This window comes from Streptomyces sp. NPDC088400, from assembly GCF_044753355.1.
Lineage (GTDB): Bacteria > Actinomycetota > Actinomycetes > Streptomycetales > Streptomycetaceae > Streptomyces.
In genome coordinates this window covers 145234-159811 of the sequence record NZ_JBIVMZ010000018.1, presented here as the reverse complement: position 1 = coordinate 159811, position 14578 = coordinate 145234, and the positions used below count along the sequence as shown (strand labels likewise).

Annotated in this window: 13 protein-coding genes; 6 read left to right on the top strand and 7 right to left on the bottom strand. The window is 68.3% G+C overall.

The features are described from left to right. Window positions 1-195: 195 nt before the first annotated feature. Window positions 196-708 (top strand): GNAT family N-acetyltransferase, encoded by a 513-nt coding sequence (locus ACIQD6_RS32965; RefSeq protein ID WP_401889812.1) that lies wholly within the window; start codon window positions 196-198, stop codon window positions 706-708. A gap of 17 nt (window positions 709-725) precedes the next feature. On the opposite strand, the gene ACIQD6_RS32960 is transcribed toward ACIQD6_RS32965, so the two are convergent. From ACIQD6_RS32960 to ACIQD6_RS32935, 6 genes are all read right to left on the bottom strand, one after another. Then, window positions 726-2285 (bottom strand): type IV secretory system conjugative DNA transfer family protein, encoded by a 1560-nt coding sequence (locus tag ACIQD6_RS32960; RefSeq protein ID WP_401889809.1) that lies wholly within the window; start codon window positions 2283-2285, stop codon window positions 726-728. Between the two features lies 1 nt (window position 2286). Next, entirely contained in the window at window positions 2287-3744 is a 1458-nt protein-coding gene (locus ACIQD6_RS32955; protein WP_401889807.1) for an ATP-binding protein, read from the bottom strand. A 162-nt stretch (window positions 3745-3906) separates the two neighbouring features. Beyond that, on the bottom strand, window positions 3907-5460 hold the full coding sequence (locus tag ACIQD6_RS32950; protein WP_401889805.1) for an SCO6880 family protein: 1554 nt from the start codon (window positions 5458-5460) through the stop codon (window positions 3907-3909). Next, complete coding sequence (locus ACIQD6_RS32945; RefSeq protein ID WP_401889803.1) at window positions 5457-6836, bottom strand: hypothetical protein; 1380 nt, start codon at window positions 6834-6836, stop codon at window positions 5457-5459. Before ACIQD6_RS32945 ends, ACIQD6_RS32950 begins: the two co-directional genes overlap by 4 nt. Further along, window positions 6826-7692, bottom strand: a complete 867-nt coding sequence (locus ACIQD6_RS32940; RefSeq protein ID WP_401889800.1) for a hypothetical protein — start codon at window positions 7690-7692, stop codon at window positions 6826-6828. The genes ACIQD6_RS32945 and ACIQD6_RS32940 overlap by 11 nt, the downstream gene beginning before the upstream one ends. 267 nt (window positions 7693-7959) lie before the next feature. Continuing rightward, on the bottom strand, window positions 7960-8268 hold the full coding sequence (locus tag ACIQD6_RS32935) for a hypothetical protein (RefSeq protein WP_030353484.1): 309 nt from the start codon (window positions 8266-8268) through the stop codon (window positions 7960-7962). Between the two features lie 500 nt (window positions 8269-8768). Between ACIQD6_RS32935 and ACIQD6_RS32930 the strand changes: the two genes are divergently transcribed. From ACIQD6_RS32930 to ACIQD6_RS32910, 5 genes are all read left to right on the top strand, one after another. Further along, window positions 8769-9254, top strand: a complete 486-nt coding sequence (locus ACIQD6_RS32930; RefSeq protein WP_401889797.1) for a hypothetical protein — start codon at window positions 8769-8771, stop codon at window positions 9252-9254. Then, on the top strand, window positions 9251-11101 hold the full coding sequence (locus tag ACIQD6_RS32925; protein WP_401889795.1) for an alpha/beta hydrolase: 1851 nt from the start codon (window positions 9251-9253) through the stop codon (window positions 11099-11101). Before ACIQD6_RS32930 ends, ACIQD6_RS32925 begins: the two co-directional genes overlap by 4 nt. Window positions 11102-11199: 98 nt before the next feature. Continuing rightward, window positions 11200-11712, top strand: a complete 513-nt coding sequence (locus ACIQD6_RS32920; protein WP_401889793.1) for a hypothetical protein — start codon at window positions 11200-11202, stop codon at window positions 11710-11712. 113 nt (window positions 11713-11825) lie between these two features. Further along, window positions 11826-12803: an NlpC/P60 family protein gene (locus ACIQD6_RS32915; RefSeq protein ID WP_401889828.1), complete on the top strand. Its 978-nt coding sequence runs from the start codon at window positions 11826-11828 to the stop codon at window positions 12801-12803. 338 nt (window positions 12804-13141) lie between these two features. Further along, window positions 13142-13870 (top strand): phosphatase PAP2 family protein, encoded by a 729-nt coding sequence (locus ACIQD6_RS32910; RefSeq protein WP_401889791.1) that lies wholly within the window; start codon window positions 13142-13144, stop codon window positions 13868-13870. A 21-nt stretch (window positions 13871-13891) separates the two neighbouring features. Here the strand turns inward: ACIQD6_RS32910 and ACIQD6_RS32905 are convergent, their stop codons facing one another. Beyond that, the gene (locus ACIQD6_RS32905; RefSeq protein WP_401889789.1) at window positions 13892-14476 is read right to left on the bottom strand and encodes a sortase domain-bontaining protein; all 585 of its coding nucleotides are present in this window, start codon (window positions 14474-14476) and stop codon (window positions 13892-13894) included. Between the last annotated feature and the right edge of the window lie 102 nt (window positions 14477-14578).

Sequence of the window (14578 nt, the reverse complement as noted above, 5' to 3'; positions counted from 1 at the left end):
TGCAGGGGGGACCCTGTGGGAGAGTAGGACGCCGCCGAACAATTATTGTGGGAATGCCCCGCACCAGTCATGGTGCGGGGCATTTCTGCGTTCACGACCCTTTTCCCGTTTCCTCAATAGGGCCGGGTAATAGGACCGGGTCTGCCGGCGGAAAACGCGTTGCGGGCGGTGGCGGGCGCGCCGAGGATCGAGGGCATGAGCCATCTGATCCGCACGGTACGCGCCGACGAGTGGGCCAAGGCCAAGGAGCTCCGGCTGGCCGCGCTCCAGGACCCGGCGGCACTGGTGGCCTTCTTGACGACGTACGAGCAGGCCCTGGCCCGCCCCGACTCTTTCTGGCAGCGGCAGACCGTCACCGGCGGGCAGTTCATCGCCGAGGCGCCGGACGGTACGTGGTCGGGCTCGGTGGCCGTACTGATCGAGAAGGCCGGTGAGACCGACTTCATGGGGACTACGGCCGACCGGGCCCAGGGGCATCTCGTGGGTGTGTACGTACGCCCCGAGCAGCGAGGTACCGGACTCATCGGAGAGCTGGTCGCCGCCGCCCTCGACTGGGCGTGGTCGGTTCGCGAGCCCCGGGTGGCGCGCGTACGGCTCTTCGTCCACGAGGAGAATCCCCGGGCACTCGCCGCCTACCGCAAGCTCGGGTTCGTACCGACCGGAGTGGCTGTCGAGAAGGATCTGGAGCTGGAGTACGTACGTCTCTGAGGGGTGGGGTTCGGTCGTCAGGCGTGTTGGTGGTCCGGGAGTTCGTGGTGCGGCCAGCGGTCCCGGCCCTGTTGCCGCGAGCGGAGCAGGACCAGGGTGGGCAGACCGTGGTCCTGACCGGTGGTCAGCAGTTCAGGAACGAGGGGAAGTGGGGCCACTGCGGCGACATCGTCGAGGACAAGCGTCATTGGTGGGTCGAGCCGACCGTCAGATGACCGTGCGGCCATGCGGCGGCCGTGCTCGACCACGCTTGTGGTGAGTGCGGTGAGCAGAGGCATCGCACCCGGGCGGGAGCGCGGATCTTCGATCGGCTCGCCCACCACATAGAGCGTGCCCCCTTCGTCCACAAAAGAATCCAGCGTCAGCGAATCGGTTCGGTTGGGTGTGCAGGCCTCGCGGATGTGCACTGAGGAAAGGGCCGACAGCGTTCGGGCCGTCAACTGCTGTGCCGCATCGCGTCGTTCGGGATACGCCGTGAGCGCGGACTCCAGCAGGCCGGCCAGGCCGGAGGTGGCCTTGGGGTGGGTACGGAGGATCCGTACGGCCTCCTGGGCTCCGCCGCCCTGCGCCCAGCGGAGCACCTGCTTGAACGGTCGTCCGTCCACGGCCGCCGCGTGCAGCCAGCAACGCAGGAGGGTTTCGGCGGTGTCGGCCAGGGCGGCGTCGAGGAGGGCGCGCGGGCGTACGGGGGCGAGCAGCGCGGCCGCCCGTGCGGCGGCGGTGGTGGCGTCCTCGCACCCGGCCGTGGGGGACCAGTGGAGGCGGGACTGGGTGTCGCACAGGTGGCTGGGGTCGTAGACGAGGACGGGGCCGAGCCTCGCCCGTACGTCCTTGGTCTCGGCCCACACGGTGGGGTCGGAGGTGACGACGAGGGCGGGACCCGCGGCGTCGAGGACGGCCTGGACCGCGGTGGGGCGCCGCACACGCGGATCGCCGTAACGCACGCCCGGCGCCGGGCGGGGGGACGGAATACCGGGGGCGGGATCGGGGACTGGTGTGGGTACGGGCGCGGGCGTTGGCGTGAGCTGGGGAGCCGCCGCCGCAGGTGGAACCGGGGCCGCGATGTCGCTGGTTCCCGTCGGCTTCGGCTTCGGCGTCGGCGCGGTCACCGGGGCCGGTGCGGTTTCCTGCCCGTACCTCTCGTACCGTTCCTCACGCGACTGCTCCCGGCGTCGCGCCCGTACCATCCGATAGCGGGCCGTCACTCCCAGCCCGAACACCGTCAACACGATCAGCACCATCAGCTGGCTGATCAACAGGCCCCAGAACAGCCCGTATCCGGAGAGCTCCCCCGGCGGGGTGTCCGGCCAGGCCGCCGGCAGGTCGTGCGGTGCCGAGGCCAGTTGGCGTATCGCCAGCGGCGTGCGTGTGAAGGTGACCGCCTGCGGCCAGCCGCCGTGCGAGAACAGACCGGCCAGCCCGGTGGCCGTCCAGACCAGCACCGTAAGCCCGAGCAGGAAGGCCAGGAGACCCAGCAGCAGCCCGTCGGGGATGCCGCCCTGGCCGCCCTGTGCTTTGTCGCGACCGCCCGGACCGGGGCCCGTACCGCTGCCCTGAGCGTCATGGTGGCGCGGCATGTCACGCCACCGTCGACTCGGGGGACCCGTCCAGCTGCCGTTGTCGCTCCAGCAGGGCCGCCCGCTGCTCCGCCTCCCACTCCGCGGCCCGCATGTCCTCGGGCAGACGGTCTCCCCGCTCCAGGGCGCTCGCGGTGTCCGCGGCGTCCGAGGCCTGGGAGTTCTCGGTCATCGCGCGGTCCGTGAAGACCAGCGGCCGTTCCGCCTCCGTCACCAGATGCTTGACGACCTGCACGTTGCCGTTGACGTCCCAGACCGCGATGCCGGGTGTGAGCGTCGGGATGATCTCCACTGCCCACCGTGGCAGGCCGAGGACCAGGCCGGTCGCTCTCGCCTCGTCGGCCTTCTGGGCGTAGATCGTGCGGGTCGAGGCCATCTTGAGGATGGCCGCGGCCTCTCTGGCCGCCGCTCCGTCGACCACGTCCGACAGGTGGTGGACCACCGCCACGAACGACAGGCCGAGTCGCCGTCCGAACTTCAGCAGTCGCTGGAAGAGCTGTGCGACGAAAGGCGAGTTGATGATGTGCCAGGCTTCCTCGACCAGGAAGATGCGCTTCTTGCGGTCGGGGCGGATCCAGGTGTGCTCCAGCCAGACGCCCACGATCGCCATCAGGATCGGCATCGCGATCGAGTTGCGGTCGATGTGCGAGAGGTCGAAGACGATCAGCGGGGCGTCCAGGTCGATGCCGACGGTCGTCGGGCCGTCGAACATGCCGCGCAGGTCACCGTCCACCAGCCGGTCCAGGACCAGGGCCACATCCAGGCCCCAGGCCCGTACATCGTCCAGGTCGACGTTCATGGCCTCGGCCGACTCGGGCTCCGGGTGGCGCAGTTGCTCGACGATGTCCATCAGCACGGGCTGACGCTCGACGATGGTCTCGTTGACGTAGGCGTGCGCGACCTTGAGCGCGAAGCCGGAGCGCTCGTCCAGGCCGTGTCCCATCGCGACTTCGATGATCGTACGGAGCAGGGCGAGTTGCCCAGTCGTGGTGATCGCCGGGTCGAGGGGGTTGAGCCGGATCCCGTCGTCGAGAGCGGCCATCGCGTCGAGCCGGATGGGGGTTATACCCAGCTCCTGGGCGATGAGGTTCCATTCGCCGGCGCCGTCCTCGCCCTGGGCGTCGAGGACGACGACCTGGCGGTCGCGGAAACGCAGTTGGCGCAGGACGTACGTCTTCTCCAGCGCCGACTTGCCGTTGCCGGACTCCCCGAGCACCAGCCAGTGGGGGGCGGGGAGCTGCTGACCGTACAGCTGGAAGGGGTCGTAGATGTACCCCTTGCCGCTGTAGACCTCGCGGCCGATGATCACGCCCGAGTCGCCGAGGCCGGGGGCCGCGGTGGGCAGGTAGACGGCCTGGGCCTGGCCGGTCGACGTACGGACCGGCAGCCGGGTCGTCTCCACCTTCCCGAAGAGGAAGCTGGTGAAGGCCTCCGTGAGGACGGACAGCGGATCTCGCACCACAGGCCCCTTTCGGCTGGACGGGCTGGACAGGCTGGTCGGACGAGGCGGACTGGTCGGGCTGGTCGGCTTGGTCGGGCTGCTCGGGTTGGTCAAGCGGGTCGGGCGGGTCAGGCAGGTCGGGCTGTTCCGGTTGTTCCGGTTGCTCGGACTGGTCGGTCGTCAGCGTCGGATGCCGGTCGCGAACGGCAGCGTGTTCACAAAGGCGCGGTGGTGTTCGCGATCGCACCACTCCAGCTTCAGGTACGACTTGCCGGCCGAGGCTCTGATCGTCCGCTTGTCCCTGGCCAGGGCCTCGGGCGACCGGGACGACACGGTGATGTACCCGACGAGGTTGACGCCCGCCGCCCCGCTCGCCAGATCTTCACCCCGCTGGTCGAGCCGGCCGTGCGCGGCGATGTCGCGGGGGTCGACGGTGCGGTTCATCTTGGCGGCGCGGCTGGCTTCCGCGTCGTCGTTCGTCTTCTCGGTGAGCATCCGCTCGATGGCGATCTCGGTCGGTTCGAGGTCCATGGTGACCGACACCGTACGGATCACATCGGGGGTGTGGACGAGCAGCGGGGCGAGGAAGTTCACGCCGACCGGCGTCATCGGCCACTCCTTCACCCAGGCGGTGGAATGGCACCAGGGTGCGCGGGTCGACGACTCCCGTGTTTTGGCCTGGAGGTACGTCGGTTCCATCGCGTCCAGCTCGGCGGGCCAGGCGTTTCGTTTCGTCATGGCCTGGATGTGGTCGATGGGGTGGTCGGGGTCGTACATCGAGTGCACGAGGGAGGCCAGCCGGCCCTGCCCGAGCGGCTGCCGTACGCGAATGTCCGCCTCCGCGAGCCGCGCGCAGATGTCGGTGAGCTCGCGGGCCATGACGACGGCGAGCCCGGCGTCCCGGTCGAGCTTCTTCGTACCGGCGGCCTGGCGGGCGGCGCGGGCCATGGCCTGGCCCTCGGCGGCCAGTTCGCGGGTGTAGTGCATGCAGGCGACCAGATACGCGCGGTGCTGTTCGCTGGAGGTGGAGACCATCGACTGGAGCTGGTCGTACGAGTCCTGGAGCCAGCCGGGGGAGGACGCGTCGCCGCGCTGGGCCACGTCCTTGGCGTGCGCGTCGGGGTCGGCGGGCAGCGTACGGGCGAGCATCTGGAGCCGGGTGACGAAACCGTCGCCGTTGGCGACATGCTTGAGCAGCGTGCCGAAGCGGTCGACGAGGGCCTCCTGGTCCTCGCTGTCGCGCAGCCCGACGCCGGGGCCCTCGATCTCGATGGCGGCGGTGACCGTACGGCGGTCCGCGTGCAGCAGTACGGCGATCTCGTCCGGACCGAAGGGCGCGGCCAGCCAGTTGATACGGCCGATCCCGGGCGGTGGGCCGACCTCGACCTCGCGGCCGTCGAGGCTCGTACCGGACTCCATGGCGGCGGAGCGGTAGGCCGTGCCGCTGCGCAGGGTGCGTTTGAAGCTGCGGTTGATCTCGAACCACTTGTAGAACGTGCGGTGTTTGTACGGCACGTACACCACGGCCAGCGCGAGGAGCGGGAAGCCGGTCAGCGTCGCGATCCGCAGGGACAGGACGGGTACGAGCAGACCGCACATCATGCCGATGAACGCGCCGGCGATGATCAGCGCGATCTCGCCGGTCTCGCGGTTCTTGCCGACGATCGCGTTCGGCCGGGCGCGGCCGATGAGATACGTACGGCGGGGCGCGATCGGTTGGGACTGGGTCGTCAACGCCCGCCACCTCCTGTGCTGTTGTTACCTGTGCCGGATCCGCGCGAGCCGCCGCCACCGCGGGAGCTGTGCGGCGTACCGCTGGTCGGGCTGCTGCTACGGGGCGGGGGCGCGGTGGGGATGTGTCCACCGCCGCCTCCGGCGCCTGCTCCGCCTCCGGAGCCGCGCGAGCTGTGTGCGGCGACGCCTCCGGAGATCGGGTTGGCGGGCCGGGCGCCGCCTCCGCCGTTGCCACCGTCGCCGCCGCCCTGGCCGTGGTTGCGGCTGCTGTGGGTCTTGATGCCCTGGGAGACGAGCGCGGCGGGGGAGCTGATGACGGCGGCGGCCTTCGAACCGTCCGTGGCCTGCGAGCGGTTGCTGCGGGCGGAGGCGATCTCGTCACCGAAGCCGGGTACGAAGCGGTAGATCATCGCGGAGGCGAAGATCGCGAGCAGGATGATGGCGAGGCCGGACACCACGGCCGAGAAGGCGTCGGGTCCGCCGTCGGCGGAGAGCGCGCCGGCGAGGCCCAGCACGATCATGATGACGGGTTTGACGAGAATGACCGCGATCATGATCCCGGCCCAGCGGCGGACGTGCCCCCACATGTTCTTGTCGACGAGCCCGGCGTACACCACGGTGCCGAGCAGCGCGCCTACGTACAGGAGCGCGGCCCTGATCACCAGCTCCAGCCAGAGCACACCGGCGGCGAGGATCGACACGAGCGAGACGACGATCAGCATGATCGGGCCGCCGCCGATGTCGTCGCCCTTCTTCAGGGCTTCGGCGAAGCCGCCGAAGAAGGCGTCGGTCTGCCCGCCGGTGGAAGTGGCGATCACCTCGGTGACCCCATCGGTCGCGGAGACGACCGTATAGAGGATGAGGGGCGTGAAGGCGGAGGCGAGGACCGTCAGCCAGAGGAAACCGATGGCTTCGGAGATCGCGGTGGTGAGGGGCACGCCGCGGATGGCGCGCTTGGCGACGGCGAGGAGCCAGAGGACGAGGGTGAGGACGGTGGAGGCGGCGAAGACGACGGCGTACTGGCGGAGGAACGCGGCGTTGGTGAAGTCGACGTTGGCGGTCTCCTTCACGGCGTCGCTGAGCTTGCCGACGATCCAGGCGGCGGCGTCGGCGCAGCCGCGGGCCAGGGAGGAGAGGGGGTCGAGGGCGTCGGTGACACCGGAAGGACCGGAGCCGGGATCGGCGCCGGATTCGCCGGATTCGCAGTACTGCTTGCTCAGGCCTTCCAGGAGGTCGCAGTCGACTTTCCCGTCGGTCGGGGAGGGCGAGGGCGTCGGTGCCGCTGCGGCAGGTGTCGAGAACAGGAAGAGTGCGGTTTGCGCACCCGCGAGGGCGGCGACGACCGATCGCGTGTGGCGTCGGGAGCTACCTGGCATACGTGAAGCCTCCGTACTGCTCGACAGCCTTGCTGATCTCGTCTGCGGTGGAGGCCGCGACATCTCCAGGTACGGGAGCCGGCCCGCTCTTCTGCGTCTGGGCGGAGACCTTCCAGTCGTCTCCGACCCACTGCAGATCGAAGACCCCCGTCCGCCAGGTCGTGCTCACCGGGTCTGTGGAACCGGGACCGGACATGCCGATCAGGCCCGTGTACCAGACCGAAACCTTGGCGGAGTCTTTGGAGAATTCCTCCACTTTCGTGCCGACCGGGATCGACCGGGAGACGAAGGTACTGCCCTGAGGGGGATTGCCGTTGGCGTCCAGGCCGAGTTTCTTGAGGAATGCCGTTGAGTACGCGGCGTCTTGCGGACCCTTGAGCTTGTTCGCCGCTTCCGGCGTGTAGACGGCGTCCACGATGCTGTGCCGGTCGTCCTGGTTGAACATGCCGTCAGAGCCGAGCGCCACCGCGTAGTTCGCCGCCGCGCTCGCCGCGCCCTGCTCGTCCCGTGCGAAGCCCGACGGGATCGCCCCGTTCTTCCCGGTCACCGGCTCCACGCCTGTCGCCGCCGTCGGATCGGATCCCGGTCCTGCCGTCGAGCCCTTGCCGCTGTCCGACGAACCGCCCTCGCCCCCGCCGCCGCGGTTCGCGAACGCGATGGCAGCGATGAGGAGGACCACCACACCCACCACGGTGACGAGGGAACGCGAGGTGCGGGCCGGGCGGCGGACGCCTGTCCCGTACTCATCGCCGCCTCTGCCGTCGGGCAGGCGGGTGCGGGTCTGGCCCGAGCCGCCGAAGCTCTCGTCCGTACGGCCGGAGTCGTTGCCGTAGCCGTGCTCGTCGCCGAAGCTCATGCCGCGTACGCTCCCTCAGCCGATTGCGGTGCCACTCGCGGTTTGGCCAGTGACGCCGCCGGTCGCGGTGCCGCTTGCGGTTTCGCTCGCGATCTCGCCCTGTCCGCGGTCTCCGCGTAGTACGACGGTAGCCGTGCTGGTGGCCGCGCGGGCGCGGTGTGGTGACTCGACATCAGGGAGACGCAACCTCAGCCGGTGGATGCGACGGACAGGTGGTGTTGAGGGTGGTCCCGGGGCGCGCCCGGTGCGGACTGACGGGGCGGCGGGTCAGACCGCCATCCCGTACACGATCGTGAAGAGCGTTCCCAGTGAGCCGATGATGAAGACACCGGTCAGGCCGGCGACGATCAGGCCCTTGCCCTGCTCAGCGCTGAACGTGTCCCTGAGCGCCGTCGCACCGATCCGCTGTTTGGCCGCGCCCCAGATCGCGATACCGAGACAGAGAAGGATGGCCACGGCCATCACTACCTCGATCATGATCCGAGCCTCGTTCCCGAGTGTCCCGAAAGGCCCCCAGTTAGGGGCGATGCCACCGATAATGGTGGTGATGTCGCCCTTTTCGGCCGCCAGGTACATGTAACTCACCGCCCCTGTTGGGTCGTTCACGCCCATGCCCCCATGGCATGGGTCACGCTCTATCTTCGCTGATGGAACCGTCCGAGTGGGCCGCTTGGCCGCTCTCTTTACCCGATCCCCGCACATATGACCGACGTCAGTGCTCTGACCAGGCGCGGATCGAGTATGCGTGTACGCGTATGGTTACTCTGTGTATCACGGAGCGTGACTCCGAGCAATAACTGTCGTTGGTACACCTCTACGGTGACACGGTGACACCTTTGCGGACGGCTGTGCTGGGCGGTCCGTATGACGGTCCGTCGCGAACCCTTGATCCGGCCCCACCGTACGGGTGAACTTGGCGTCCCCGCCCTGCTGGCCGTGAGCCCCCGAATGCCCTTGGGGGCTGGCGACTTCACCCTTCGTGGCCCTCTGTCGTCGCGTTCGTGCGTGGGATGGACGTGCGTCCGGCTTTGGAACAGTGCCGTCGGTAAGGGGCTGAGGGAGCAGGGGTGTGCGGCATGACGGGGTATCCGGAGAACTGGCAACGGTTGATCGACATGGCCGACGGCGGGCCGGCTCCTGGACCTGACGGGCACGGCGAGCAGGGCAGACACGGCGGGGGCTTGAAGCACAGCGAAGGGCCGTGGACCCGCGCGGCGAGCGCGGCCGAGGCGCTGCGTGCGCACATGGGGCAGGTGAGGACCGAATTCGCCGCCGCGCATGAGGGGCTGGCCGCCGGCGCGGAGGGTCTGGGCGTCGCGGCGGTGCTGCGGATGGTGCGTACGTCGTGGGAGCGGCGCATCGAGACCGCGATGGGGGAGTGCGGAAGCCTGGCACGGCAGTTGAGGGCGGTCGCGAAGGATCAGGGGGAGAACGAGACGGCGATCAGGTCGGCGTTCGCGCGGGTGGGTGCGCGGGCGGCGGGTGTCGATGCGGGTGCGGGTGCTGGTACGACCGCAGGTGCGGGTGTCGGTACTGGCACGGCTGCTGGTGGTGGGCTGTGAACGGGGCGCTGACTTGGGCACAGTTACGTGAGGTGAAGTGCTCCGAGTTGGAGGACGCGGCCGACGGCTGGGGCAGAGCGAGCAACCGGGCGGACGCGGCGCGGGACCGGATCGACAAGCAGCTGCTCGCGAGCCTTGAGGTGTCCCAGGAGGGTGAGGCGGCGGAAGCCGCAGTGACACGGTTACGGGATCTGAGCCGTAATTTCCTGTACGTATACACCGAATGCGGCCTGGTCCGTACGACGCTGAACAGCTTCGCTCACGAACTGAGAGCACCTCAGCGAAAACTGCGCGACGCGCTGGACGATGCGAGCAGCCTGAAGTTCACGGTGCATGAGGACGGCTCGGTCAGCTATCCGGCGGCGGGCGAAAACCGGATCACGGGTGACGAACTGCTGGGCGGAACGGCCGCAGGCAGCACGGTGCCACGGCTTCTCGCACAGCCTCCGCCCCTGACGAGCCCGAACCCCAACGCCGCGAAGGCCCAGGAGATCGCCGACACGATCGCGCGGGCGCTCGGCGAGGCGGACGAGATCGACGCGCGGTACGTGTGCACGCTGCGGAAACTGACGGCGCGGGACGGCCTGAAGGTCACCGACGCGATGTGGACGGACGCGAGCGGGGACGCGGCGGCGGTGCGGGGGCTGGCGGACGAGTACTTGAGGGACGCCATCCCCCAGGACAGGCCGCCCGCCGAACGGAAAACGTGGTGGGAGGGCCTGACTCGGGAGGAGCGGGAGGAGTATCTGGCGGTCTACCCGGACCTGATCGGGAACCTGGACGGGATCCCGGCGGAGGTGAGAGACGCGGCCAACAGGGACAACTTGCAATTGCTCATGGGGAAGTTGGAGGGGCGGGACGACGAGAGGTCGCAGACGCAGCTCGCGGGGCTGAGGGCGATCGGTGAGCAGTTGCGGGACGGGGGGAATCCGCCGATGTATTTGTTGGGCATCGGGGATGAGGGGAACGGCCGGGCGATCGTGGCGTACGGAAATCCGGACACGGCGAGGAATGTGTCCGCGTATGTTCCGGGGCTGGGGACGGCGCTCGATGAGGAATTCGCGAAGAGCGACTTGAAGCGGGCGCGGGACACGGCGATTGGAGCGCGAGAATATGACTCGTCCAGTGCGTCGATTGTGTGGCTCGGCTACGACGCTCCGCAGCTTTCCGTCGGCGACGGGATGGAAAATGCGGAGGTGATGTCCGCCGGTCAGGCACGGGCCGGGGCTGAGGCGTACAACGAATTCATGACCGGGATCTCAGTGACGAATCAGAGTGAGGATCCGCATGTGACTGCCATCGGACACTCATACGGTTCGCTGACGGTGGGGCAGGCCGCTCAGATGCGTGGGGGTGTTCCAGGCGCTGACGACATCGTTCTCGTCGGTAGTCCTGGAACGGGGGCGAAGTCCGCGGATGACCTGGGAGTGGGCAGGGAGCATGTGTTCGTCGGCGCGGCGGAGAACGACCCGGTGACTGCGGCGCCCGCAAAGATCGAGGCGCGGGGTATGGCGACAGGCGCTGTCAGCGGTGCCTTGGTGGGGGGAGCGCTGGGCGGCCCGGTCGGGGCTGCGGTCGGAGGCTTCGGAGGAGGTGCCGCAGCGTACTTCGCGCAGGATGCGCAGGCAGATGACAGAGAGATCTGGCATGGGACGGATCCGGCGCACGAGGCCTTCGGCGCTCGGCGATTCAGGGTGGAGGACGGGCCGAGTCCTATCAGAGACGGTGGGGGCTTTGCGGCGCACTCCAACTACTTCAATCCTGATGTGGACGAAGAGTCTGCCCGAAACGTTGCGAAAATCGTCGCCGGGCAAGGCCGAAAGATCACTGTTCAGGAGCCTCGATGAAAGCCGCGAGACTCAGTCCAATTTTCTTCCTGGCCTTCCTGTTGACGGGATGCGGCCTTCTGTCAGGTGGTAGTGCACCAGAAAGTGACAAGTCTAGCGTGAATATGCAGCAGGCGGCTGAAAAGGCTGATTTGATCATGCAGCAGACTCTGTCCAACGTTGCACCGAAGTTGCGGTGGAACCACGGTCCTTCGAACGACCGAATCTGTACCGACTCCAATAATGACTCGCTGGGTACCGGCTCGGTGAGGCGACGCGTCGCAGTGCTGACCGTTGTTTCCAATGAGCGGAGGGGGAACTTGCTCGGCGTAGTGGAACGGAACTGGAGGGCGCGTGGATTCGAAATTACGAGCGTGGACACCGATAAAGACCTCCCCGCTATCTATGCCGCGTCGCCGGAAGACTTCCGGATGAGCGTGGCGGTAGGAGGCGAGGGACAGTTCTTCTTCTCCATCACCACCCCGTGCTTCACCGAGTCAGAGGTGACCGATCCGGCTCCCGAGCCGAACACCCCGCAACGCACAGGCGACTACCCCCAGCGACCTGACGTCCACGACGACTTCTGGTCATCCAAGGCCCCTCTACCAGCCGCATCGCCGTCCACCCCCTGATCAGCTCCCTCCCCGCCTACACTGGCGCAGGACAGTGGCAGTGGCCCTGACGCGGAGGGTGTTTGACGGTGCGTAAGGCATGGCTGGTCGTGGCCGCCGTCGGGGGGCTGTGTATGAGTTTCATCGGGCTGCTCGTCGTCGGGACCTACTCCGCCGCCTCCGGGCTCGCGGGCGGTGGGGGCGGGAAGGCCGTCGGGTTGGCCAAGGGGGCCGTGCCCGCTGCCTATCAGCCGCTTGTGCAGAAGTGGGGCAACCTCTGCCCTGCCATCAATCCCGCTCTGCTCGCCGCTCAGTTGTATCAGGAGAGCGGGTGGAACCCGACCGCTCAGAGCCCCGCCGACGCCAAGGGCATCGGGCAGTTCATACCCGGGACCTGGGCGGCTCATGGGATAGACGGCGACAAGGACGGGGACCGGGACATCTGGGATCCGGCCGATGCCATCCCCTCCGCCGCCACGTACGACTGTGAGCTGGCCAAGTACGTCGAGGACGTGCCCGGGGATCAGACCAGCAACATGCTGGCCTCGTACAACGCGGGGGCGTACGCCGTCATCAAGTACTCGGGTGTGCCGCCGTACAACGAGACGCAGAACTACGTAAAGATCATCCGGACTTTGGAGAAAAGTTTCTCCAAGCCCATCGGGCGGGTCGAGCCGTCCAAGCAGGCCGCGGCGGCCATCCACTTCGCGCAGCAGAAGCTGGGGACGCCCTATCTCTGGGGCGGGAACGGGACCGCCGATCAGGGTGGGCGGTTCGACTGCTCCGGGCTGACTCAGGCCGCGTACCGGACCGTGGACATCGAGTTGCCCCGTGTGGCCAACGATCAGTACAACGCGGGCGAACATCCGTCGCGGGACGAGTTGCTCCCCGGCGATCTGGTCTTCTTCTCGGACGATCTCACCAATTCACGGGCGATTCGGCACGTGGGGCTGTACGTGGGCGGCGGGTACATGATCAACGCGCCGTATACGGGGGCCGTGATCCGGTTCGACAAGATCGACACCCCGGATTACTTCGGCGCCACCCGCGTCACCGAGGACGGTGCCAAGTCGTTGCCCACGGATCTGCCCAAGAGCCGTTCCGCGAGCTGACGTGAGCCGAACGTGAGCTGACGTGGGTTGGCGTGAGCGGACGCGACTTGACCTGAGTCGATGTACGGCGCCCACGGGTGGTTCTGGGGCCCTCGCAGGGTCCGAGTGGCCGGAATTTTTCGCCAGGCCGATGCCCTGAGCTGCGACGATGTGTCACTCTTCGATAACGTCATGGTGATCGTTCGGTAGAGAGTGGAACGCTCGCGGTGAGTGGGCCGTTCCCTGGACGAGAGCTGCGGTACTGATCGCGCAGCATATTCCGTACCGACCACGGGGGTTGGTGAGGCTGCGCACACGGAGTGTGGCGTGGTCGGCGACAAGGCAAGGGGCCGCAGCAGATGGCTGGACTCGTACTGGATGGGTCGAACCCCGACGTCAGTCTGCTTTATGACATCAACGGACTGGCCAAGGAAGCCCCGTCGTGGTTCGACCGCGTCATGGAGTTCGTCGGTGAGTACGGGATCATGCTCGCTTTGGTGCTCGTCGCGCTCTGGTGCTGGTGGAGCGTGCGTAAGCGCGGGTCCGCCGAGGATTCGGTCGCGGCTGTCGCCGGGCTCGTCTGGGCGCCGCTCGCCGCCGGGGTCGCGCTGCTGATCAATATTCCGATCCGCGAATTCGTCAAACGGCCCCGACCCTTTCTGGACCACAAGGGCCTCGATGTCCTGGTGGACGGGAAGACGGACTTCTCGTTCGTCAGCGACCACGCCACGATGGCGATGGCCATCGGCGTCGGCGTCTTTGTCGCGCACCGGAAATTCGGCCTCGCCGCCATCGGCCTGGCGCTCCTCGAAGGCTTCTGCCGGGTCTATATGGGCGTCCATTACCCGACCGACGTGATCGGCGGCTTTGCCCTCGGTACGGCGGTCGCCCTGCTGCTCACGCCGCTCGCCATCGCCCTGCTGACGCCGCTGGTGTCGTCGGTCTCCCGCTCGGAGAGGCTCGGCTGGTTCGTACGGTCCCGGGCCGCGTGGGAGGCGGATCGTACGGCCGGGGCAGGATCCGTCGGCGGGACGCGGACGCTCGGCATCCCCGAGCCGCGCCCCGACGACAACAACCTCGCCGCCTGACTGCACCTCCTCCCACGGCCTTTACGGCAGTGCTGACGCGCTGACCACCACGTTCGAGTCCCAGTGGCCGTTCGCGTCGATGACACCGCCACAGGTGATCATCCGTAGCTGCGGGTCGGGCACCGGACCGTAGATCCGTGCCGAGGGGAATTCCCTCGTCCGGTACGTGTCGACAGCCGTCACGCGGAACCGCAGCCGCCGCCCGTCACCCAGTTCCGTCTCGACCAGATCGCCGGAGCGCAGCCGGCCGAGCTTGGCGAAGACCGCGTTGCGGATGTTGTCGCGGCCGTTGCGGACCGGGACGGTGCCGGGGTTGGCCGGGGCGTCCCGGTGGCCGACCAGTACGGCCGGGCCCGGTTCGCCGGGGCGGGGGCCCAGGGCGTACCAGCCGACCTTCATCGCGTTCCGGAAACCGGGTGCGTCCAGCGCGCCTTCGGCGTCCAGGGCCAGGGGCAGTACGTCCGCGCTGAGGCGGAGCGCGGGTATGCGCAGCCGTACGGGAGCGGAGGGCGGGTCCGTGACCCGCACGGTGCGGGGTTCGCGGGCGGTGGACGTCGGCCGTGACGCGGGGTGCTGCGCGGACAGGTGCAGCGGTACGGCGGCCACCGCGCACAGGACCGCGACGGTGAGGAGGACCTTGACCGCGGTGCCCGTCCTGTTCGTGTCCGTGCCCGTCGGACCGGTGTCCGTCGGACCGGTGTCCGTCGG